At 62.8% G+C, this 22,899-nt stretch carries 23 protein-coding genes; 9 read left to right on the forward strand and 14 right to left on the reverse strand.

Annotated features, from left to right (window positions below):
- Positions 1–91: 91 nt before the first annotated feature.
- The 3 genes from BLR35_RS07550 to BLR35_RS07560 form a co-directional block, all read right to left on the reverse strand.
- Positions 92–883, reverse strand: a complete 792-nt coding sequence (locus tag BLR35_RS07550) for a YihY/virulence factor BrkB family protein (protein WP_090379892.1) — start codon at positions 881–883, stop codon at positions 92–94.
- Between the two features lie 61 nt (positions 884–944).
- Positions 945–1,715, reverse strand: a complete 771-nt coding sequence (locus BLR35_RS07555) for a CAP domain-containing protein (RefSeq protein WP_090379895.1) — start codon at positions 1,713–1,715, stop codon at positions 945–947.
- Between the two features lie 71 nt (positions 1,716–1,786).
- Complete coding sequence (locus BLR35_RS07560) at positions 1,787–2,095, reverse strand: lycopene cyclase domain-containing protein (RefSeq protein WP_090379898.1); 309 nt, start codon at positions 2,093–2,095, stop codon at positions 1,787–1,789.
- 98 nt (positions 2,096–2,193) lie between these two features.
- Here BLR35_RS07560 and BLR35_RS07565 point away from each other — a divergent pair, with 98 nt between their 5' ends.
- Entirely contained in the window at positions 2,194–3,351 is a 1,158-nt protein-coding gene (locus BLR35_RS07565; protein WP_090379902.1) for a CBS domain-containing protein, read from the forward strand.
- A gap of 33 nt (positions 3,352–3,384) precedes the next feature.
- Here BLR35_RS07565 and radB read toward each other — a convergent pair whose 3' ends face one another.
- On the reverse strand, positions 3,385–4,161 hold the full coding sequence (gene radB / locus BLR35_RS07570; protein ID WP_090379905.1) for a DNA repair and recombination protein RadB: 777 nt from the start codon (positions 4,159–4,161) through the stop codon (positions 3,385–3,387).
- Positions 4,162–4,284: 123 nt separating this feature from the next.
- On the opposite strand from radB, the gene BLR35_RS07575 reads away from it, so the two are divergent.
- A complete protein-coding gene (locus BLR35_RS07575) occupies positions 4,285–5,046 on the forward strand; it encodes a hypothetical protein (RefSeq protein ID WP_090379908.1) in 762 nt (253 codons plus the stop codon).
- A gap of 121 nt (positions 5,047–5,167) precedes the next feature.
- Here BLR35_RS07575 and BLR35_RS07580 read toward each other — a convergent pair whose 3' ends face one another.
- On the reverse strand, positions 5,168–6,619 hold the full coding sequence (locus BLR35_RS07580; RefSeq protein WP_244510205.1) for a hypothetical protein: 1,452 nt from the start codon (positions 6,617–6,619) through the stop codon (positions 5,168–5,170).
- Positions 6,620–7,358: 739 nt separating this feature from the next.
- Here BLR35_RS07580 and BLR35_RS07585 point away from each other — a divergent pair.
- The 4 genes from BLR35_RS07585 to BLR35_RS07600 all read left to right on the forward strand — a co-directional run bounded on the left by BLR35_RS07585 (position 7,359) and on the right by BLR35_RS07600 (position 11,857).
- The gene (locus BLR35_RS07585) at positions 7,359–7,913 is read left to right on the forward strand and encodes a hypothetical protein (RefSeq protein WP_090379914.1); all 555 of its coding nucleotides are present in this window, start codon (positions 7,359–7,361) and stop codon (positions 7,911–7,913) included.
- 275 nt (positions 7,914–8,188) lie between these two features.
- Positions 8,189–8,668 (forward strand): hypothetical protein, encoded by a 480-nt coding sequence (locus BLR35_RS07590; protein ID WP_090379917.1) that lies wholly within the window; start codon positions 8,189–8,191, stop codon positions 8,666–8,668.
- A 457-nt stretch (positions 8,669–9,125) separates the two neighbouring features.
- Positions 9,126–11,357 carry a CDC48 family AAA ATPase gene (locus BLR35_RS07595; RefSeq protein ID WP_090379921.1) on the forward strand — a complete coding sequence of 744 codons (2,232 nt, stop codon included), beginning with the start codon at positions 9,126–9,128 and terminating at the stop codon, positions 11,355–11,357.
- Positions 11,358–11,608: 251 nt separating this feature from the next.
- Complete coding sequence (locus BLR35_RS07600) at positions 11,609–11,857, forward strand: DUF8028 family protein (protein WP_090379924.1); 249 nt, start codon at positions 11,609–11,611, stop codon at positions 11,855–11,857.
- Position 11,858: 1 nt separating this feature from the next.
- On the opposite strand, the gene BLR35_RS07605 is transcribed toward BLR35_RS07600, so the two are convergent.
- The 7 genes from BLR35_RS07605 to BLR35_RS07635 form a co-directional block, all read right to left on the reverse strand.
- Positions 11,859–12,791, reverse strand: a complete 933-nt coding sequence (locus BLR35_RS07605) for a DMT family transporter (RefSeq protein ID WP_090379926.1) — start codon at positions 12,789–12,791, stop codon at positions 11,859–11,861.
- A gap of 57 nt (positions 12,792–12,848) precedes the next feature.
- Positions 12,849–13,214: a DUF7344 domain-containing protein gene (locus BLR35_RS07610; protein ID WP_090379928.1), complete on the reverse strand. Its 366-nt coding sequence runs from the start codon at positions 13,212–13,214 to the stop codon at positions 12,849–12,851.
- Between the two features lie 246 nt (positions 13,215–13,460).
- Complete coding sequence (locus tag BLR35_RS07615) at positions 13,461–15,092, reverse strand: ABC transporter ATP-binding protein (protein ID WP_090379931.1); 1,632 nt, start codon at positions 15,090–15,092, stop codon at positions 13,461–13,463.
- On the reverse strand, positions 15,089–16,369 hold the full coding sequence (locus BLR35_RS07620; protein WP_090379934.1) for an ABC transporter ATP-binding protein: 1,281 nt from the start codon (positions 16,367–16,369) through the stop codon (positions 15,089–15,091). The genes BLR35_RS07615 and BLR35_RS07620 overlap by 4 nt, the downstream gene beginning before the upstream one ends.
- Positions 16,370–16,371: 2 nt before the next feature.
- Positions 16,372–17,376: an ABC transporter permease gene (locus tag BLR35_RS07625; protein WP_090379936.1), complete on the reverse strand. Its 1,005-nt coding sequence runs from the start codon at positions 17,374–17,376 to the stop codon at positions 16,372–16,374.
- On the reverse strand, positions 17,373–18,362 hold the full coding sequence (locus BLR35_RS07630; RefSeq protein ID WP_090379939.1) for an ABC transporter permease: 990 nt from the start codon (positions 18,360–18,362) through the stop codon (positions 17,373–17,375). The genes BLR35_RS07625 and BLR35_RS07630 overlap by 4 nt, the downstream gene beginning before the upstream one ends.
- 100 nt (positions 18,363–18,462) lie before the next feature.
- Complete coding sequence (locus tag BLR35_RS07635; RefSeq protein WP_090379942.1) at positions 18,463–20,031, reverse strand: ABC transporter substrate-binding protein; 1,569 nt, start codon at positions 20,029–20,031, stop codon at positions 18,463–18,465.
- Between the two features lie 170 nt (positions 20,032–20,201).
- On the opposite strand from BLR35_RS07635, the gene BLR35_RS07640 reads away from it, so the two are divergent.
- Positions 20,202–20,849, forward strand: coding sequence for a ribonuclease H family protein (locus BLR35_RS07640; protein ID WP_090379945.1), 648 nt, complete (start codon positions 20,202–20,204; stop codon positions 20,847–20,849).
- A 46-nt stretch (positions 20,850–20,895) separates the two neighbouring features.
- Positions 20,896–21,348: a DUF2240 family protein gene (locus BLR35_RS07645; protein WP_090379948.1), complete on the forward strand. Its 453-nt coding sequence runs from the start codon at positions 20,896–20,898 to the stop codon at positions 21,346–21,348.
- A 7-nt stretch (positions 21,349–21,355) separates the two neighbouring features.
- On the opposite strand, the gene BLR35_RS07650 is transcribed toward BLR35_RS07645, so the two are convergent.
- Entirely contained in the window at positions 21,356–21,727 is a 372-nt protein-coding gene (locus tag BLR35_RS07650) for a cupin domain-containing protein (protein ID WP_090379951.1), read from the reverse strand.
- A 111-nt stretch (positions 21,728–21,838) separates the two neighbouring features.
- Between BLR35_RS07650 and BLR35_RS07655 the strand changes: the two genes are divergently transcribed.
- On the forward strand, positions 21,839–22,234 hold the full coding sequence (locus tag BLR35_RS07655; protein ID WP_090379954.1) for a DUF7993 family protein: 396 nt from the start codon (positions 21,839–21,841) through the stop codon (positions 22,232–22,234).
- Between the two features lie 3 nt (positions 22,235–22,237).
- On the opposite strand, the gene BLR35_RS07660 is transcribed toward BLR35_RS07655, so the two are convergent.
- Entirely contained in the window at positions 22,238–22,897 is a 660-nt protein-coding gene (locus BLR35_RS07660; RefSeq protein ID WP_090379956.1) for an HAD family hydrolase, read from the reverse strand.
- Between the last annotated feature and the right edge of the window lie 2 nt (positions 22,898–22,899).

Raw genomic sequence — 22,899 nt, forward strand, 5'->3', positions numbered from 1 at the left:
TCGATTCGAACGGTAGTGACGGTCAGCCCCGGTCTGATAGGTTGGCGCCTGTGCGGGCGGTTCGCTCCATCCGTCGACGGGTGAAACGGGACTAGACTGCAAGCGAGGGACGGGACCACACGACGTTGAGGACGGCCCCGGCCAGGATGATGATGCCGGCGAAGTAGAGCCAGGTGACGAAGAGGAGGACGGCACCGACGGCGCCGTAGGCCTGGTAGCGCCCGGCGAAGGTCGTGTAGAGTTGAAATCCTGCTTGCAGGATCGACCAGCCGATTGCCGTGAAGATCACGCCGGGGAGGATCTCCCTGGCCGTGACGGTGATCGGCGGCAACACGTAGTAGACGGGGACGAAGACGAAGACGAGTCCGAGAAACAGCGTGATCCAGCTTATCGTCCCCGCGAAGGGAATGGTGTTTTCGGCGAGTCGGAGGGCCGCTCCGACGACGATCATCAGCGCGACTGCACCGACTCCCGCGACGATGACGATAACGCCGTTTCGGGCCTCCTCGAGCAAGGTAACTTCACCGACGTCGTTGTAGATCGCTTCGAACGCGAGGCTGAGTCCCCGAAACACCTTGAGTACGCCCCAGAGACCGACAGCGAGTGCGACGACGGTCGCCTCCGTGCGACCGGCTTCGGTCTCCAGGGCTTCGACGAGGAGTTCTTCGCCCGCTTCCGGGAAGAAGTCACCTGCGACGAGAACCAGTTGTTCTGCCGCGTCCTGGCCGCCGAGCAGAGAGCCGACGACGAGTGCGAGCAAGACGATCGGAATCAGCGATACGAACGCGTAGTAGGCGAAACTAGCCGCGAGGAAGGTAATCTCTCGCTCGCTCGCTGTCCGATAGACCGAGGTAAGTGTCTCCCGGATCCCCTCGACGTCCATAGGTTCGTTACGACGAGTAGGGACAAGAGTGTGACAACACTTTCGCAATCAGTGGAACTCCTCACATCGTCAGACAGAAATTGTGCGAGGCGTAGACCGAACCGTCGTCGGCGACGTAGACGCCGACACCGCCACGATCCCAGCCGTGGGAGGCGTGTTCTTCGAGGATCGCCTCTCGATGTGCGGTGGAGTTCATCCACTGATTCACGAGGCCGGTCGCGACCCCTTCGGCCGTTCGGTACTCGACGAGGTCGTCGTCGCCCGGTCGTTCGACCGGCCTGTCGACCCACGTCAGGGCGATGTTCTCGCCGTAGGCCCGGCAGTAGCCGTCGACGTCGTTGAACCGGTCGTAGGGTCCCTCCTCGTCGGGGTTCGTGTGCGCGAAGTAGTCCCGTTCGGCCATGTCGTGGCTGTGGGCCCGCGAGACGGAGGCAACGGTGCCGTCCCACTCGAGCGGTTCGAGGCCGTGTTCGGCCCGACGATCGTTGACCTCGGCGTGGACGAAGTCCTCGACCGTCTCCGAGGAGATGCTCTCGACGTCGGTCCCGTAGGTCGACTCACCGGGGTCGTCCGGATCGGTCGTCTCCGGGTTTCGCTCGCCGGCCGGCGGCGGATCGGCGCTCGGACTCGGTCCGTCGACGATTTCGACGTCGTCGATCCGCTCTAAGTCGTCCAGGCCATCGAGCAGCACCGGTGCGAACGCGGCGGTCGCGAGGACCACTGCACAGAGTACGAGGACGAGAACGAACAGTCGCAACAGTCCCCGCAGGAGGGCCCGGTCGGATCGGTCGCGAGGACCGGGCGAATCTCGCATCCGGCGTGGTGGCCTCATTGGAATAGACGTCCGTCGCTCGGACCATGAGGGCGACGGTCAGTTGCAGGAACTGATACGCGCCAGTTCTCCTACTGATTCCCGTCGCCGAAGATCGTCTCGTGGACGCCGAGGACGAGTCCCGGCACGACGGCCATGAAGAGGTGTTCCTCGAGCGGAATGCCTGCAACGTCGATCCCAGTCCGAAGTTTGATGTCGAAGACGCCGACCGCGAGCGTGTACCGATCCCAGACGTACGCGATGGGGTACAGCGCGAGGATCGTCACCGCGGCTTTTCGCAGGGCGTTCGCGCGCCGGAGCAACAGGGCGGCGATCGTTCCCCAGAACAGTTCCGTCGCGAGGTACGTGTAGCGACCGAGCACGCTGATGTCGGGTGCCATGGGCACGCCTTCCAGAGACAGGGTCAAGAACGTTCTCGAGGCAAGTGGGAACAGGCAATATCTTCAAAACCCCGGCCACAGTACATCCACTCGTAACGATGAATATCGCTGATATCGCCATCGAGGATTACATTGAGGTCGACGTCGGGACGCGCATGGGGAAGGTCCGTTCTATGTTCGAGAACGGCAACCCCAAGGGAATTATCGTCATGAACGACGGGGAGTACGAGGGCGTCATCAGCGAGCGGGAGGTCCTCCAGTCCCACGTCGAGGACGACGCGAAGGTGTCTGCACTCATCAAACCGAGTCGGAACGATCCGGCCCCCCAGATCGACCGGGACGAAGACGTCCGGGAGACTGCCCGACTGCTGATCGAAGGCAACTCGAAGGTCGCTCCCGTGTTCGAGCACGGCGACCTCTGGGGTGTCATCACGAACGACGCCATCCTCGAGGCCGTCCTCGAGAACCTCGAGACGCTGACCGTCGAGGACATCTACTCGGCGGACCCGGTCACCGTCAAAGAGGACGACGGCGTCGGCAAGGCGATCAACCTCCTCCGGGAACACGGCATCTCGCGGCTGCCGGTGCTCAACGAGAACGGCAAGCTCTCCGGCGTCGTCACCACCCACGACATCGCCGACTTCGCGATCCGGAAGAACAACAAGACGACGACCGGCGACCGCGTCGGTGACAGCCAGCGGCTGCTCGACGTCCCGATTTACGACATCATGAACAGCCCGGTCGAGACGACGACGCTCGACGCGACCGCAAAGGAGGCCGTCGAGCACATGCTCGAACTGGACTACGCCGGTCTGATGGTCACGCCCGAAGACGACGACCAGGTCGTCATCGGCGTCGTCACGAAGACCGACGTCCTGCGTGCGCTGACCTTCACCGAAGAGGAGCGCATGGACGTCCAGATCACGAACGTCTCCCTGCTGGATACGATTACCCGGGAGTCGATCTACGAGAGCATCGAGGAGGTCGCCGACAAGTACGCGGACATGCAGGTCCTTCACGCGCACGTCCGGTTCAAAGAACACAAGGAGAAACTCCGCGGAACGTCGCTGGTTCACTGCCAGATTCGGCTGCGAACCAACAAGGGACAGGTCGCCGGAACCGGCGAAGGCTACGGCGCGGAGAACTCCTTCCGCGTCGCCCTGGACAAACTCGAGCGCAACGTCCTCGAAGTCAAAGGCGTCACGAGCGACGAGGAGTACCGCGGCCAGCTCCTGCGTAAACTGAACGAACTGTAAGTCGACACCGACTGCGCGTAGAACTTTTAGTTTTTAGAACCGCTGACTTTCATCGCCGCCTTCGAGCCCCGTATCCGTAATTTTGAACTGTACCGACTCGCCGACTGGCTTCGAGCGGTGCTTCTCGAGCGTCGCCCGTCGATTTCCGCCACGGAATCGCTCGAGACGGACGACGACGCCGGTCCAGTGCTCCAGGGTATTTCCACCGAGCGCGCGCGTGCGATCAGAGTCGGGATCGGAGAACACCTGGTTCGTCAGGACGACTGCGAGGTCGTGTTTGCGGGCAAGCGAGAGGAGATGCGTCACCTGTCGGGTGACTCGTCGCAGGGCTTCACCTTCGTCGCCGTCGCCAGTTCGCTCGAGTCGGTAGAAACCCGTCGCGCTGTCTAAGACGATCAGGTCCGCGCGTTCGGCGAACTCCTCGGTGTCGCGGACCGCTTCGGCCTGTTCCTCGAAGTCGACGGCGTCCTCGATGACGATTCGGGATGCGATCGACTCGACGTCGAGGCCGTCCTCCGCCGTCGCGGACGCTTCCTCGAGGCCTGTGCCGTCTTTCGCCAGGGTCGGATCGCCGTCGGCGTCCGCTCGAGCCGACAGCAGTTGCTCGAAGCGGTCGACGGAGACGCCTTCGGTGTCTATGTAGACGACCGTCCCGCCCGCGGCGGCCGCTTCGACGGCGGCCGATAGCGCGAGGTTCGTCTTCCCCGCGGCCGGCGTCCCGTAAATTTGGGTGACGGTCCCGCGCTCGAACCCTCCATCGAGCAGGTCGTCGACCGGGCCACAGCCGGTCGGGATTACCTCGTCGTTCACGGGCAGAATTGGTCCGTTCGGCGCAAAAAGCCCCCGGAACTGACTGGGATCGGCGTCGGGACCGACTCGAGTGCTTGCCGCCGTCCGGATACGTTTATTCCGGCCGGGAGCAAACGTCCACTCGTGATCGTCGTTGCAACGTCGGACTTCGAAGTGTACCACGGCGTCGTCAACGAGCTACGGGACCGCGGGACGACGTTTACGACCGTCGAACCCGATGAGAGCCTTCCCGAGGAAACCGCCGTCGTCGTCACCGGGGACGATCACGCCGACGACTTCCCGAACGTGACGACGATCGTCGCGGACCCCGACGATCCGCGACGGGCGATCGACCAGGCGCTGACCGCAGTCCGTGGCGACGGCGGTCGAACCATCATCGGCGTCGATCCGGGGCGCAAACCCGGCATCGCCGTCCTCGCCGGCGAGATGGTCGTCGCCGCGTTTCAGGTGCCACTCGCCGACGCCGTCGACGCCATCCAGCGCGAGGTAGCCGAGGCTGCCGACCCGGTCGTCCGGATCGGCGACGGCTCCCGGCTCCAGGGTGCAACGCTGGTCAACGACCTCGAGGACGTCCGCGTCGAACTCGTCGACGAAACCGGAACGACTCCCTACCTCGGCACGGGCGCCAGGGGGATGGAAGACGTCCTCGCCGCGGTCAATATCGCCCGACTCGAGGGCGAAGTCGTCGACGCCCGCGAGATCGAGCCGACGGCGGGCGAGTTACAGGTGATCAAGGATCGCTCCCGCGAACAAAGCGAGACGAACCGGGCGATCGACGAGGTCCTGGCTCGACGGGTTGCGGCCGGCGAGTTGACGATCGAAGAGGCACTCGACGAGCACCGCAACGGCGGCGAGACGAACGGCGGGACGGAGCCTGACGACTAGCGACAGTTCGGTCCCGGTTACAGACCGCAGGAAAGAAACGAAAACCGAAAACGATCCGCGTCGGTCACGTCGGCCGAAAACCGACCGAGTGACGGGCGAAACGGAACGTGTGACTCTCGAGTTACGATGCAGCCCAGACGTTCGTCGCAGCGACCGAGGCGAACTGGACGTTCTCGTTCTCCTGGATCGCTAGCTGGGCAGCGTCGGCGCTGTCGCCGTTCTCGGCGATGGCGACGGCGGCCTGCTGTTCGTTGATGTTCTGCTGGTTGACGAACTGGACCTGCTCGATCTGGGCGCTCGCGTGCTGTTCGACGTCGTTGGTCTGGGTGGCGTCGGAGTCGTAGGCGATTCCTTCGAAGCCGTCGACCTCGTCACCGCCGAGGTTCACGCTGGTGGTCTCGGAGGCGATGACGCCGTCCTGGACGTGACCGGGGCCGGCGTAGACGTTCAGCGCCTCGGCGAAGCCGACCTGGGCGTTGATGTTCTGCTGGTAGGACAGCTGGATCGCGGTCGCTTCGCTACCGTTGGTCGCGTACGCCAGCGCGGTGTTTTGCAGGTTGACGTTCATCTGCTCGACCTCCTGGCTCTGGGTCACTTCGGAGGTCGCAGTCTGGACGCTGTCACCCTTCTTGTGGTGGTCTTTGTCCTTGTCACCGTGCAGGTTCTCGAGCTTTTGTTCGGTCTGGACGATGCCGTTGTCGCCGTCGAAGCCGGCAGTCGCGACGTTCATGCCCGGCATCGCGTCGATGACGTTCGAGGCGTCAGCCTCACCGATCTGCTGGTTGAGGTTGGTCTGTTCGGTGAACTGGAGCGCGGTCGCCGTACTGCCGTTGCCGACGGCGATCGCGACGGCGCCGTCCTGCTCGTTGACGTTCATCTGGTCACCTTCCTGTCCCTGCGCGACCGACGCGCTCGCGGACTGATCGGTGAACTCGCCACCGGAGTAGACGTTAGTTGCGTTAGCGACGCCCTGTTGCAGGTTCTGGTTTGCCTGCTGGGACTGCTGCAGGGCGATCGCTTCGCTCTCGTTTTCGGCGATCGCGAAGGCAACGTTCTGTTCGTTGTAGTTCAGCTGGCCGACTTCCTGGACCTGGGTCACTTCGGCGTCGGCAGCCTGGTCAGGGTCGACGTCTGCCTTGTCACCTTTCTTGTCCGCGATGCCCCAGCCGTCGAAGTGCTTGCCGTCGCCGTTACCCATGACGACGAACACGTTACCGACGTCCTCGAACTCCGTGGTCTGGACGTTCGAGGCCGACGCGTCACCGAACTGGATGGCGTCGTTCTGCTGGGTCGACTCCTGGATCGCGGTGGCTTCACCGCCGTCGATCGTGATCGCAGTCGCGTTCGCCTGCTGGTTGATGTTTACCTGATCGACGTCCTGGTACTGCGTGACCTCAGCGTCGACCTCCTGTGCTGCATCGGACGCGTGCGCTTCGATGTACTCCTCGAGCGTCATGTCGCCGAGATCGGCTCCGAAGACCAGGTAGAGGTCTTCACCGTTCTCGAGCGCGTGGACTGACTCTGCCGTGGCGTCGTCGCCGGCAGCAACTGCCGGTGCGCCACCGGCTACCATCGCTAAGGCGACTATACAGGCAATAAGAACCGTCGTACACTGTGAACGTATCGTCGTCGTGTTGGTCATGATTCGTTTGACTTGAGCCGTGAGAGTCTTTTGTTTCTGCATCTCCACGGCGTGAACCTTCGTATCCCGATGACAGACTTTGTTATCTGTCAGTTGATTCGGATATGATGCGGCCTACTCGAGACGGCTCGAGTGCGGCAACTTCGAAAGCGGAAACTTCGAATTACAGGCGGCGAATACGCGGTCTGTGGTGTGTGGTATCAATGAACAAGAAATGCGGCGAGTAGCGTTCGCGAACTCGATCGGCCAGTTGTATCGAGGGCTGTGAGTATCACAGTCGTCAACGGGTGCCTGTTGTTGGTGGGTTGAACACTACCCGGTCTCTACTCGGTATTTCGGGGACGTGATGGAGCAATGAATCGACGTAACTGGGCAAAACAACACAATAGGATCGTCGTACCGGCGACGGAAGTTCGTTCGTCGCCAGTGGATTCTCTCGGAAAACAACTAAATTGTAGCCTCAACGCCTCTAATCAGGTAATTCCCTCCGAAACCGTTCTTCGGGTTGAAGTAGGTCTCCGTGATGAGTGGCGATTGGGCAACGCGTCACAGCGGGAGTTGCAGGGGAGATGGCGGAGCCTACCCCGACGAGCTGTAGCTCTCTCAGGGCTCAGCTCTGTTACGGCCCGCCCGCGTGATGCGTGCCTAATAGATAATCCAAAATTCAACTATGAAGCGCGCACTCACACTCGCACTGGTAGTAGCAGTCGTCGGCGGCCTCACGTTCATGGGGCTCGCTGGAACAGCAGCGGCACACGACTACGACAAGAACGGCGTCGCCGAAGAGCAGGTCGCCGCAGACGTCCCGCAGGTCCAGATCGGCCAGGCTGCCGATGCGTCGGTGAACCAGGCCCAGGACGGTAACCAGGTGAACCTCAACAACCAGGAAGCCGGTATCGAGCAGTCCGCTGACGCGAACGCTGGCGATGGTGGCGAAGTTGTCATTGAAGCGCCGGATGATGCTGACGAAAACGCTACTGACGATAATAACACCAACACTGCTGGTGCTGCACAGGCACCTGTCAACCCAGGACCGGTCTTCGGTGACGAGGTCGGTGACAACGTGACTATCGACGCACCTGTCGATACGACTATCACTGCTGACGGTGGTGACGCTACGGTCGAGAACGTGACCCAGAATGCGGATATCACCCAGAGCGCTGAGCAGAGCAACACTGCTACCCAGAACGGCGAAGCCTCTGCCTTCAACCTCATCGGCAGCTAATTGCAGTAGCCGATAGCAACAGAGCAGAACGAATTTCACTTTTTCTTCGAGAAACTGAAACGGGTAGACTCGAGTCCGTTCACCGAACGGTCCGAAGACGGTCCAATATTGGCTATCGATAGTAGTCGCTACGGTCGTTCGCCGGTCTGATTACTCCGTATCGAACGAACATCGCCGTTTCAAAGTCGGTGCTTACCGACGAAACAGTTCTCGGCGTTCAAATAGCAGGGTGTGAAGACCGAAGATAGCGGCCGAACCGAACAATCGATCAACTCATGAAACGAATCGCACTCGGCGTCATCGCACTCGTCTGTCTGGCTGCTATCGTCGGCGCCGGCATCGGTGGTGGGGTGGGAGACGAGACGACCGACGACGCCGAGACAGACGAGGACACGTCCATGTGGAACGTACTGATCAACATCACGAGCAGCGACGACGATGACGAGGTGACCGTCTCGAGCGACTCCGAGGTCGTCGTCTCGAACGAATCGGGCGAGAAACGGATCGTGACGAACTCGAGTTCGAACGCGAGCATCTCGATCACGCAAAACGCGTCCGAGGCGGCCGAACAGAACGTATCGATCTCGCAATCGGCCTCGGCGGAGGGTGGCGACGCCGAGGTAACCGACGTCGACCAATCCGTCTCGGTGAGCCAGTCGACGTCCGTCTCGAGTTCGGGGGAAGACGGTAGTGACGGCGAAGATGGCTCGGTCAACGTATCGATCTCTACCGGCGACGACAGAGACGACGCGTAGCCGGTGGAGATCGCTTCGTCGCCTCGGGTGAATAACCGCTATCGACGGGACCGCCCGGTGAACTGCATACCGCCGTCGACCTCCCGGCGAACCCGAACGGCCGAACGGGTATCGCTCGCGACTGATCCTCCATACGCTACTTACGGGACTCTCGACCCGGAGTGAACCGATCTCCGGCGCTCTCGTTTCGTCGGCCACAGAATTCATTTGTAATTGACATACTATGAACACTCGAGCGTCGATACGCGTGGGCAGCGACACGCCGAACGTCGTCACCGTCACGTCTCCGACGTTCGCTCGAGTCAGCCGCTCGTCTGACGTACAGTCCCGCCGGTGCCGTCACATCTATGTATCTTCCAGCCGTTACTTGACGTGGTAGCATCCCTCAAACTCGAGTGAGCAAAAAACCTATCCGATCACGAATCGGAGTCATTGACATCGCCGTCCATCCCGAATCATGAACGAAGTTCAACTGGAGGTTGCGAAGGCATACCCGAACGACTCGGGTCGTGGTATCGCCCGACTCGACCCGGACACGCTGTTGCATCTCAAGCTGAGTCCGGGCGACATCATCGAAATCGAAGGTGCGGATACGACCGCCGCGAAGGTGTGGCGTGCAGACCGGCAGGACTGGAACACGGACACAGTTCGCATCGACGGCTTCACCCGTCAGAACGCCGACGTCGGCATCGGCGAGCGCGTCACGATCCGGAAGGCCGAGGCGACGAAAGCCGAAGAACTCGTCCTCGCACCGCCCGAAGAAGCGTCGGTCCAGTTCGGTTCCGACGCTGCCGGCATGGTAAAACGGCAGATCCTCAAGCGGCCGGTGGTCGGCCGAGACATCGTCCCGGTCATGTCCTCGACGAATCATCCATTCATGCGGTCGCCCGGCCAGGCGATTCCGCTCATCGCAGTCGAGACTGAACCGGAAGGTGTCGTTCTCATCACCGAGGACACCGACGTCGAACTCCGGGAGGAACCGATCTCCGGCTTCGAGAAGACCGGTGGTGGGATCACCTACGAGGACATCGGCGGGCTCCAGAGCGAGATCCAGCGGGTCCGCGAGATGGTCGAGTTGCCGATGAAACACCCCCAGATCTTCAAGAAACTGGGGATCGAGCCGCCACAGGGAGTCTTGCTCCACGGGCCGCCGGGTACCGGGAAGACCCTGCTGGCGAAGGCCGTCGCCAACGAGACCTCCGCGAGTTTCTTCTCTATCGCCGGCCCGGAGATCATCTCGAAGTACTACGGCGAGTCCGAACAACAGCTCCGGGAGATATTCGAGGACGCAAGCGAGGAGTCACCGGCGATCATCTTCATCGACGAACTCGACTCCATCGCACCCAAGCGGGAGGACGTCACCGGCGAGGTCGAACGCCGGGTCGTCGCCCAACTACTGACGATGATGGACGGCCTCGAGGCCCGCGGCCAGGTGATCGTCATCGCCGCGACGAACCGCGTCGACAGCGTCGATCCTGCCCTGCGCCGTCCGGGTCGATTCGACCGCGAGATCGAGATCGGCGTCCCCGACGAGACGGGTCGCGAGGAGATCCTCCAGATCCACACGCGCGGAATGCCCCTCTCGGACGACGTCAACCTCTCCCATCTGGCCGACGAGACCCACGGTTTCGTCGGTGCCGACATCGAGAGCCTGACGAAAGAGGCCGCGATGAAGGCGCTTCGGCGGTACCTCCCCGAGATCGATCTCGACGAGGAGGACATCCCGCCGAGCCTCATCGACCGGATGATCGTCAAACGCGAGGACTTCCGTGGCGCGCTCAACGAGGTCGAACCCTCGGCGATGCGAGAAGTCCTCGTGGAACTCCCCAAGATCTCCTGGGACGACGTCGGCGGCCTCCACGAGGCCAAAGACCAGGTCAAAGAGTCCGTCGAGTGGCCGCTCTCGAACCCCGGCCGGTTCGATCGGCTCGGCATCGATCCGCCGGCCGGCGTCTTGCTCTACGGCCCGCCCGGGACGGGGAAGACCCTGATGGCGAAAGCCGTCGCCAACGAGACCAACGCGAACTTCATCTCGGTCCGTGGCCCACAGCTGCTCTCGAAGTGGGTCGGCGAGTCCGAGAAGGCGATCCGCCAGACGTTCCGGAAGGCCCGTCAGGTCTCGCCGACGGTGATCTTCTTCGACGAACTCGACGCGCTCGCGCCCGGTCGCGGCGGCAGTGAGAGTGGCTCGAACGTCTCCGAACGCGTCGTCAACCAGCTGCTGACCGAACTCGACGGCCTCGAGGAGATGGAGGACGTGATGGTGATCGGCGCAACCAACCGGCCGGACATGATCGACCCCGCACTCCTGCGATCGGGCCGGTTCGACCGGCTGGTCATGATCGGCGAACCCGACGTCGATGGACGGGAACGCATCCTCGATATCCACACCCAGAACATGCCGCTGGCCGCGGACGTCACGCTCAAGGAGATCGCCGAGATCACCGACGGCTACGTCGGCAGCGACCTCGAGTCGATCGCCCGCGAAGCGGCGATCGAGGCCCTGCGCGAGGACAAGGAGGCCGACGTCGTCGAGATGAGTCACTTCCGTCAGGCTATGGAGAACGTCCGGCCGACGATCACCGACGAGATTCTCGACTACTACGAGCGGATCGAAGAGGAGTTCAAGGGCGGCTCCAGCGGACCGGATCCGACCGGTCGCCGCAGCAGTCGCATCGGATTCCAGTAACTCGCGCCGGGGGTTACTCGAGCCGTTTTCGCAGGCTACTCCGGTGAAACGTGTGCCTACCGCGATGCAAACCGATATTGTCCGATGTCGGCAGTCCGTGACTCGAGTGGCGGCTGTCCCGAGGTCGACGAGTGAACCGGTTGGCGTCGATTTAGTGCGATTATTCGGCTGAATCGCTACCAACCGAGCGAAACCGTTGTGCCGATATATGCGACGTCGGCGAGAACCATCGCTGCCTAGCAGGTGTTTCGATGCCGGATGTGAACCAGGCGACCGCAAACGAACCGGACGACGATCACCGTGGCGCTCTCGAGCAAGCGTTCCCGTCGCTCGCACCGTCGATCCGGAAGGTTGGGTTCTGGGCGGGAATCGGTTTGCCTTTTCTCCACGTTCCGGTGCTTCTGACGGGGCTGTCGACGTCGATCGAGACGCTCGTCTTTCTCGGACTTCTCGCTCTCAATCTGGGAGCGTTGTACGTCGGTCACTCTTACCGGCGATAGCTCACTCTCTCGAGTAGATCCGGTTGACGTGATCGAACTCCTCTCGGAGCGCCCGTCGCTTGACGACCGCGAAGCCGGCGACGATGAGCGCGAAGCCAAGCAGCGTCGTCGCGTCGACGACTTCGCCGAGGTAGAGCCAGCCGACGATCGCCGTGAAGATCGGCGCGACGTACGAGACCATGTTGATCTCGACTGCGCCCAGTCGCTCGAGCAGATCGAAGTACAGCAGGAAGCCGAGCGCGCTCGCGACCAGCGCGAGGTACGCGAGTGCGCCCAGCGCTTCCGGGTGGGTCCAGGCTGCGGGCTCGATCGGTTCGCCGAGTCCGAGACTGATCGCGTGCATCACGAGGGCACCGCCGAGCATCGACCAGGCTTCCATCGTCTCGATCGGGAGCGAGGCGTCGATTCGGCGCGTGAGGACGCTCCCGAGGGCAAACGAGGCTGCAGCACAGAAGACGAGTAGTTTCGCGACGAAATCGGGGGCCAGCAGGTCCGCGGGATCGGGCTGTGAGATCACTGCGACGCCGACGAGCCCCAGGACGACCCCGAAGACGCCGACGACCGACAGGGCGTCCGAGGGAACCAGCGCACGCGCGAACCCGGTGGTCAACACCGGCGAGAGACTGACGAGGATCGCGGCTGCTGCCGCAGTCGTATTCTGCTGTCCGACGAAGAGAAACGCATGGTAGGCCGCGATCAACAGGACGGCACCGACCGCCACGACCGCCCACTCGTCGCGGCCGTGTGGTAGCCACTCGTCACCCTCGAGCGTATAGGCTGCGTACGCGAGCATGACGATGCCTGCGACGTCGTACCGTAGCGCCGCAAAGAGGACGGGTGGAAAGTGCTCGAGACCGGCGCTGATCGCGACGAACGCCGTTCCCCAGCAGGCTGCAAGCGTCAGGAAGAGACCGAAGTTACGATACCGGCTCACACCGGTACTCCCGACCGATGTCTCCTATGTATTTCGATTCGAAATCGACCGGCCGCGTTACAGCAGTGGCCGTTCGCGGAGTTCCGGCTCCTCTTCGGTCTGTTTGAACTGCTCGAGAAGTGGCTTGATGTCGTCGAACCCTTCCGCGAGGACGATGTCGCCGCTGCGGAGGTCGTAGTCGATGATGTCGTAGTCTGCGAGACGAGGGAGGTGGTTGTGAACCAGCGAGACGTAGGTTCGCTGTCTGGTTTCGCCGGTGATTCGGTCGACCGATTCGTCGTGTTCCCACGCGGCGACCTGGGTGACGAGGTCTTCGATGTGGGCGGATTCGTCCTGAGCGAGCTGATAGAGCACGTAGCGGCGCTTCGACTTGGCGAGAAGAGAGCAGGCAGCCTCCATTCGGCTATCGGTGGTCTCGTTCATACTTGATCCAGACCCCCGTCGGTATTACACCTGCTGCCAATACAGATTGGTTCCCCCGGTATTACGGGTACTATGGGGCGTCTATCCGTCGATTAGTGAGACGGTCGGGTGATGGAGATAGTCCATCTGGAGCGATCGAAGTGTCGATACAGGTGCTTCTGAACGTCACTGTGTATCCGGTCGCACGACGGGAGTGTGGTTCGAAGGAGCGAGAACCCGGCGACTGGGATCGATGTCCAGACGGTGTCAATCGGTCTGATAGTCGTCCGAACCGGGCTCGCCCGGAACCGACGCATCGTAGAGGTGGCAGGCAGCGGGGTGGTCCGAATCCGCGTGCGATACGGCGAGTGGCGGGTTCTCTCGTTCACAGACGCTCTCGTACGTTTCACGGAGCCGCTGTGCAGCACCGTCCCAGTCTGACTCGGCAAGATGCGCCAGCGCTTCCTCGACGACGGCGTCGTGTTCCGCCGGTAGCTTTCGGTCGAGCAGGCGGTCTTTCAGCGCCGCGACGAACGCATCGACGTCTCCGCCGGACACCTGCCCGTCCTCGAACTCGAACTCGCCGCCGTCGCCGACCGTCTCGAGCGAAACGTCCCGTCCCTCGACGCGCTCGCGAAGATCCATGAGATCACGGAAGACGTCCTGGTCGATATTCATGTCCGCCGGCGGGATCACCTTCGGACACCGAGTCCGGAACCGGCAGCCGCTGGGTGGATCTCGCGGGGAGGGGACGTCGCCGGACAGCGTCTCGATGTCGCGGTCCTGTTCGGCTGTCGAGGCTCGCGGAACGCTCTCGAGCAAGGCCCTCGTGTACGGGTGTTTCGGTTCCTCGAAGATTGCCTCGACCGGCCCGATTTCGACGATTTCGCCGAGATACATCACGGCGACGCGGTCACAGATGTGCCGGATCACCGAGAGGTCGTGGCTGATCAGCAGGTAGGTGAGATCGAACTCTTCCTGGAGGTCGTCCAGCAGGTTCAGCACCTGCGCCTGAACCGAGACGTCCAGCGCGCTCGTCGGTTCGTCCAGCACGAGGAACTCGGGCTCTAAGGCGAGCGCCCGCGCGATACCGATCCGCTGGCGCTGGCCGCCGGAGAACTCGTGTGGGTATCGATCCAGCTGGTCGACCGAGAGACCCACCCGATCGAGCAGACCCGTCGCGTGGTTCCGGCGGAGCTCTCCGGTCGAACGATCGACCGAGACGTGGACGGTGATCCCCTGGTCTCGAGTCACCTCGACGGTGAGATCCTCCTCGACTTCGGCGACGACGCCGTCCGCCACGTCGACGGTGTGGTCGGCAGCGACGTCCTCGGCGAGCCGTTCGACGTCCGCGTCGGCACGGACGGTTACGTGTGCCGTCGCGACGCCGTCCGTCGGGGTCACCAGCTTGTCGATGTCGTCGGCCGCGGTCGCGGTGACGATGTCGTCGGAAATGCCGTCGGTTCGCACCTCGACTCGCGTCTCGACCCCGGGGTCGGTCCAGGGCCAGTCGTGGATCTCGAGTGGCTGGGTGACGATCTCACCGATCGTCATCCGCGGGTCGAGACTCGAGAACGGATCCTGGAAGACGACCTGTGCCTCCCGTCGGAAGTCGTTGAGCGCGGCCCCCTCGAGGTCGTAGACGCTCCGGCCGTCGAACTCGACGTCACCGTCGCTGCGGTCCTGTAACCGAAGCAGCGTTTCGCCGGTCGTCGACTTCCCACAGCCGGATTCACCGACGAGACCGAGGGTTTCGCCCTCGTGAATGTCGAAGCTGACGCCGTCGACTGCTCTGACGGCAACTGGTTCGTCGCCGAGCAGTCGATCGAGCAGCGAGTCGTTCTCCCAGAAGTACTTCTGGAGGTCGTCGACGCGGACGAGTGGTTCATCGGTACTCATCGGGTCTCACCTCCGGATTCCTCGATCTGTGTCTGTGCTCGCTCTTCGATGGCTCGCTCGTCGTCCGTGATTTCGTCCCGTTCGTCGAGCGGGGTTCGGTCGTCGGTCGCGAACCAGTCGTCCGGAACGGCACGGGACTCGTCGTACGCCATCTCCGCGAGGACACACCGTACCTCGTGCTGGTCGCTGCCCTCGGCGTCGTACTCCGGCGGATGGTCGAGACACTCCTCCATGGCTTTCGGACAGCGATCGGCGAAGTAACAGCGGTCTTCCATCTCGTGATCGAGCAGGCTCGGCACGTTGCCCGGAATCGGATCGAGCCGTCCACCTGCGTCCTCGAGGTCGGGGATCGACCCCAGCAGACCCTCGGTGTAGGGGTGGACGTAGTCGTCGAAGACGTCCGCCAGGGTGCCGCGTTCGACGATCTCGCCGGCGTACATCACGCCGACGCGGTCGCACATCCGTGCGATGACGCCGAGGTTGTGCGTGATCAGGAGGATCGTCATTCCGGTTTCCTCCTGGAGGTCGGAAAGCAAGTCCAGTACCTGAGCCTGAATCGTCACGTCCAGCGCGGTCGTCGGCTCGTCGGCGACGAGCACGTCGGGTTCGCCCGCAAGCGCCTGGGCGATCATCGCCCGCTGGAGCATCCCGCCGGAGTACTCGTGTGGGTACTCGTCGGCCCGTTCGACGGGATCGGGGATGCCGACCATCTCGAGGAGTTCGATCGCTCGCTTCCGACTCGCCTCGGTGACGTACTTCTGGGAGGGCAACATCGTCGACAGCACGAAGTTGCCAAGCGAGTACTCCTCGGACTGGGTTCGGGCTCGTGTCGATCGCGGGTTCGCGCTGGCGCGTTGCTGGACTTCGACGGCTTCGGCGATCTGTTCGCCGACCGTGAGACTCGGGTTGAAGCTGCTCTCGGGGTCCTGGAAGATCATGCTGAAGGTCGTCCCCCGGAGCGATCGCCTGGTCTCGTCGGGTAGCTGCCGGAGGTCGACGAAGTCGCCGTCGACCGCTTCCGGCTGGTCGTCCCGAACGGTTTCTGCCAGTTCGGGGTCGTTGAACCAGACCTCGCCGTCGGTGATCTGGCCGGGTGACTCGATCAGGTCGACGATCGAGCGTGCGGTCACGCTCTTCCCGGAGCCGCTCTCGCCGACGATGCCGAACACGTCGCCGCGTTCGATCCTCAGATCGAGATCCTCGACGGCGTTTACCTGTCCCTGTTCGGTGAAAAACCGCGTCGAAAGTCCGTTGATGCGTAGTATCTCCTCAGACATGATTATCCCGCGCCACCTCCTTCGCCCTCGATGTTCGGGTCGAGGGAGTCCCTGAACCAGTCGCCGAGCAGATTGATGCTAACCACCGCGAGGACGATCCCGATTCCGGGGACCGTCGAGACCCACCAGGCCGTCCGGAGGTAGTCCTGGCCCTGCTGGATCTCGTACCCCCACGAGAGCGTCGTCCCGGAGAACCCGAGATAGGACAGCGAACTCTCGAGCAGGATGACTGCCGCGACCTGGATCGTCGCGAGTACGATCACCGGCGTGAGACTGTTCGGAAGCACGTGTTTCAGCAGGATCTTCCGGTTGCTCGCGCCGAGGCTTCTGGCGGCTTTCACGTACTCTTCGTTGCGTATCGACATGGCCTCGCCGCGTGCGACGCGGGCGAACCAGACCCACGTGACGAGTCCGACGACGATCGTCACGGTCCCGGGGAGGATCGTCGACTCGGGCATTCCATCGCCGAAGCCGGCCATCACGAGTGGATCGGGCACCGGTATAGCGAGCGATCCGAAGACGCCGATCAGCGCAAGTGCAAGCACCAGCGACGGGAACGCGAGCATCACGTCGGCGACTCGCATCATCGCATCGTCGATTCTGCCGCCGTAGTAACCCGATATCAACCCGAACGGAACGCCGATGATGACGGCCAGCCCGGTTCCGAGGATGCCGACCATGAGCGACGTTCGAGCGCCGTACAGGAGTCGGGAGAAGACGTCCTGACCGACGTTGTTCGTCCCCAGCAGATGCTCGGTACTGTATTCAGCGGTGTAGGTCACGCGCTCGCCGTCCTCCCACTGGTGGCTCTCGTAGCTTACTCCGACCGGTGGATACGAGTTTCCGCTATCGTCGAAGTGGCCGGTCGTGTTCGGGTTGTGGGTCGCAAGCACCGGCGCGAAAAGCGCCATGACGAGTATGATCAGCAAGATGACGAGCCCGAGTTTCGCCAGGAGGCTCTGTCGGAACTCCTGGCTGAGATTCGACTTGATTCGATCGGAGATCATTCGTCGATCACCCGTGGATTGAGTTTTGCGTAGACAGCGTCGACGCCGATGTTGATGACGACGTAGCCGACACCGATGAAGATGATGATGCCCTGGATGAGCGGCCAGTCGAGGTTGTGGATCGCAGAGATCAGCCGCAGACCGAGTCCGGGCCAGGAGAAGACCGTCTCCGTGATCACTGCACCCCCGAGCAGGGTCCCGAGTTGCAGGCCGAGTACGGTGATGATGGGAATCATCGTGTTTCGCAGCACGTGTTTGTACCGGACCAGTACTCTCGGAATCCCCTTCGCCTCGGTCGCCGTCACGTAGGGTTTCCCGTACTCGTCTAACATCCCGCTTCTGGTCAGGCGAGTGATTAGGGCCGTGAAGTACGTTCCTAACGTGACCGCCGGCAGTATGATGTGCCGGAGCCAGGTCAACAGGTCACCCACGTAGAACGTCGTCAGGAACGTCCACAACGCAGCGTGGAACGCGACCGGGCGACGACCCGTCGGGAAGAGATCGAACTGGACCCCGAGCAACAGGATCAACATGATCCCGAGCCAGAAGTTCGGCGTACTGATCCCGATCAACGAGAACGTCGTCGCGCCATAGTCGGCGGGTTCGTTCCGCCGGGTTCCGCTGATGACGCCGAGTGGAATCGCGATCACCAGTGCGATGATCGTCGCTGCGATCGCCAGTTCCAGCGTCGCCGGGATCCGCTCGATGACCATCGTCGACACCGGCCGACTCGCCTGATAGGAGTAGCCGAGGTCGCCGACGAGAAGTCCCTGAAGATAGTCGAGATACTGGACGTATATCGGCTGATCCAGCCCGAGTTCCTCACGGATGCGATCCCGCGTAGCCTGGTCGACCGCCGGGTCGACGATGAGATTGACCGGATCGCCCGGCGTAATCGCTCGCAGCCCGAACAGTACGGTGACGACGCCCCAGATGACGACGATCCCCTGTAACGATCGCTTGAGTAGAAACTTACCGAATGACATTACGAGACGAACAATAATTCGAAGGCGATTTCATGGATTGGACGGTTTGATCGATTCCGGATTTTCTCCGGACGCCAAAAGCGGTTGCGATTCCCGTGTTCTACGTTTCCATCTCCCAGAGGTAGATGCTCTCGTCCATCCGTGGCTCCCAGTCGATGTCCTCCCGGACGCCGTAGACGCTGTCCTGGGAGTGCAGGAAGACCCACGGGGCCTCCTCGCGAAGTTCCTCGTTGATATCCTGCAGTGCCTGTTCGCGTTCGCCTTCGTCCTCGATCTCCTGGCTCTCGAGGATCTGCTCGGAGACGTCCTCGTTACGCAGCGTCTCGAGTGGGGCCTCCTCGACGAAGAACGGTGCGAGCCCGTAGTCGGAGTCGCCCGTGATGACGCCCCAGCCGATCAGGAAGAACGGCATCTCTTCGTCGTCGTAGCCCGCGCTGTTCGCGTCGGAGATATCGGGGAAGGGAACGATATCCACGTCGCAGTCGACGTTGTCGAGCTGGTCGATGTGGTCCGCCGCCGTCTGAGCGACGTCCGCGTCGTTGAGGTACCGGCCTTCCGGCGCGTGGAGCGTGATCTCGACGTCTTCGTGGCCGCTCTCCTCGACCAGTTCCTCGGCACGCTCGAGGTCCTGCGAGTACGGATCTAGGTCCGGGTTGTAGCCGAACACGCCTTCGGGAATCGGCTGGGACATCGGGTCCGCGAAGCCGCCGAGGACGGTTTCGATGATCTCCTCGTTGTCGACGGCGTAGTTCATCGCCTGGCGGAACTCCTGGCTGTCGAACGGTTCGACGCCGGATTTCATCACGAGGAAGACGTTCCGGAGGCTCGTTTCGTTGCGAATCTCGATGCCGTCGGTTTCGTCGACGTCGGCGACGTCCTCGGGGATGACGTTGTCGACGATGTCGCTCTCGCCGGCCTCGAGTGCGTTCACGCGACCGCTGGATTCGCCGTCGGCGTTGAAGACGACGCGCTCGATGTCCGGAACCTCGCCCCAGTAGTCCTCGAACGGCTCGAGGACGATCCGAACGTCGGGTTCGTACTCGACGACTTCGAACGGACCGGTGCCGTTGAAGGCGTCGGCGTCGTCACCGGCGACCGGCTGTTCCTGGTCTTCGATCCACTCCTGGTTGACTGCGCGACCGTAGTTTGCGTACTCGTACTCGGCGAGCGACGGCGCGACGCCGTGCTCGAGACGGACGGTCGTGTCGTCGACTGCTTCGGCTTCGTCGATCGCACCCAGACCGGCGGCCTGGTCGCTCTCGACGCCGAGTTCGTCGTCGATCTGCCGGTTGAACGTGTACGCGACGTCTTCGGCGGTCAGTTCCTCGCCGTTGTGGAACTGGACGTCGTCGCGGATCGTGAGTTCGGCCGCCCCGTCGCCGGTGTCTTCCCACTCTTCGACGACACGCGATTGGAACTCGAACTCCGGCGTGACGTCGAACAACGGTTCGTAGACAGCGTCGAGGATGTTGAAGTACGGCCCCGTGATGTGGTCGTTCGGATCGGGGTTCTCGATAAACTCTCCCTGGGTAATGACGAGTTCGTCCGCGTCGTCCCCCTCGGGATCGTCGAGACAGCCGGCGAGCCCGGTCAGGCTCGCTGCACCGGCCACCCCGGAAAGCTTCAGGACTGTTCGGCGACCATAGTTCGGTCTGTCAGCACCCTGCATACCTAACATCGTCGTAAGACGATTATTTATATATTTGGAATTGTCGACTGATGGTGTGTGACACGTGCACTTATGCCCAGGTTTGGGTGTAGATGTGCAATTCCTGTTCGAGAATCGGTTCGTGAAACCCCTGCCACAAGCTTAAGTTGCGCAAGCGTCCTACTACAGGTATGGCCGCTCACGGCCGGTCCGCACTGCGGGACCTGTTCGACGAGTCGCCCACGCCGCATATCGCCCATCCTCCCCGGACTCACCACCGCGACTTCTACGTCGCCACCGACGGGTCCTTCCGGGAGTCGGGCGGCGGCCTGGGGGCCGTTATCGAAACGCGCGACGGCACCCGTGTCGCACGCATCGCGACCGCGGATACGCCGCCGGACAACAACGTCGCCGAGTACCGGGCACTACACCTCGGGCTCGACGTACTGGCGGCGAGAGCGCCTCGAGACGCTCGCGTCGGCCTCCTCGTCGATCACGACGTGCTCGCGAGTAACGTCAACAACGCCGTCCTCGCCGCCGATCACCCCGACTGGAAGCCGCCACAGCCGTTCTCGGTCCCGGCGGCGACGCGCAACCACTGGCGAGGGATCCGCGCTCGACTCAGTGGGTTCGACGAGATCCGCGCTGCACGCATCCACAGCGACCAGAACCCCGCCCACCCCCTCGCGAACGAACCGGACCGGTACCAGCATCTCGAGGGAGAACCCGACCGCTGTGTCCTCCCCGACCCACCCGAACCCACGACGACGGCGACGGAGTTCCCGCCGCCGTCTCGAGCGGATCGAAACAGTGAGAGTGGCAATCGAGCCTCCGACTGACCGGGAACCGCCACCGTTATTTCGTCGCTAGAGAGAGTCGTCTTCGATGAGCCTTCGCGTCGCCGTCGCCGCTCCCTTCGTCCAGCACGGCACCGATTGCCTCGAGGAAGGCGAGTTCGTCGTCGCGCTCTCGCTGGATCGTGACTGGTTCTCGCCCGACCAGGCCAAACGGCTGATCGACGTCGCCACCCAGGAGGGACTGCTCGAGCGCGAGGACGACGACCTCGTCGCAGCGTTCGACCACACTGACGTGACGGTCCCCGAGGAGTTCGTCCCCGACGACGAGATCCTCCGCGAGCGATCCACCTTCGAGCGCGTGCTGGACGCCCTCGTCGCCGAGGGAATGGAGAAACACGAGGCCGTCGGCGCGATCAACGGGCTTCAGGAGGAACTCGGACTGACGATCGAGGCGGCAGCGGTCGTCTACGCACGACGCGAGGGGATCGACGTCTCGGAACTCGCACCGATCGCGAAGGACGCGCTCGAGGACGAATCGTGACGCCGTTCTACCCCTTCAACTCGACCCGGAGTGCGTGGTAGGGGACGGTGTCGACGTTCTCGACTGCGTGTGGCCCCTCCGGTTCCATCCACTCCGTTTCGGGCGGGGAGCGGTCGGCAGTCTCGCCGTCTTCTCGTTCGGGTGATTCGTACGCGAGGTCGTCGTTCTCGTCGTAGTATCGAATGCGTGCGGCGCGGTCGACCATCATCACGCTCGGCCATCGATGGGTGTGGAGTGGTTCCTTCTCGCCGGGCGGGATGATCACCTCGACGACTCGCACGCGATCGTTCTCGAGAAGTACCACGTGGGAGTCCGGAGCGGCCTCGACAGCGTCGAGGGAATCGGGCCAGGGCCAGCCGGAGTCGGTGCGATCGGACATGTCGTACAGATAACTGGTGCCGCGTACATGAATTCACCGTTGCGTTCGGCCAGCAGTAGACGGCCGGGACGACCCGAAGAGAGTTACTTTCCCGACCCCCGAACCCAGGACATGGTCGAAGAGCAGATCACGAACGGAAAGCGAATCGCCCAGTTGCTCTCCTCGGAACTGGACGGGCGCGACGACGGCGTACTCGAGCCCGTCGCCGTAACCAACGCCGACGCGGACGTCGAACCGACGGTCGACGGCGAACGAGCCTACGACGTCGAACTGGACGCGGACGGCGAGACCACCCGCCTCGCACGCGTGTTCGTACACGAAGACCGCGCTCGAGTCGAGTTCGAGGTCGGTCAGGACCGTGCGGCCGAGGAAGCGAAAGCCGTCGAGCTTCGAACCCGTCCGAAAGCGAGTCAGCCGCCTCGAACGCTGCTGTTCGTCGAGAGCGGTGCGGAAGTCAAACGGGCGACGGATGTCGTGCAGGCCGTCGTTCGCGGCGAGTTCGATTAGGACTCACTCGAGGTCCGCGACGATTCCAGGTACTGCCGTCGCGACCTCGTCCTGGTCGACGTGGGCGACGGCCCGCGAATCGGGGTCGGGGCCGTCTTCGAGAAGAACCTGGATTACCCGCATTCCTGCGTTCGTCGCGCCGTAGACGTCGGCCTCGACGTCGTCGCCGACGTAGACTACGTTTTCGGGTGCGACCTCGAGCGCGTCAGCGACTGCTTCGAACGCCCGCGGATCGGGTTTGCCCGCCTCGAGTTCGCCGGTCACGACGGCGGCGTCGAAGACGTCCTCCCAGCCGAGCGTCTCGAGTTTGTCCCGCTGGGCGCGGACGGGGCCGTTGGTGAGCAAGCCGACGCGATACCCTCCACGGAGGTCCGCAAGCATAGCCTCGACGCCGACCAACGGCTCGAGCGCGTCGGCGATGGTCTCGCGGTACGCTCGAGCGAGGGTCTCGGGGTCGGCGTCGGTCGTTCGATCCGCGAGCAGGTCGGCGAAAATCGGCGCTCGCGTCTCGCGGGTGAGGTTCTGGCTGTGGGCTGTGAGGTACGCCTCGCGGCTCAGTTCGGGAGCGTCGACGGCGTCGGCGGCCTCCTGCAGAATGGTTTCACGGTCCCGTGACGGAACCGCGAGCGTGTAATCGAGATCGAAGACGACCGCCTGTACCATGG

It is taken from the genome of Natronobacterium texcoconense, from assembly GCF_900104065.1.
Taxonomy (GTDB): domain Archaea; phylum Halobacteriota; class Halobacteria; order Halobacteriales; family Natrialbaceae; genus Natronobacterium; species Natronobacterium texcoconense.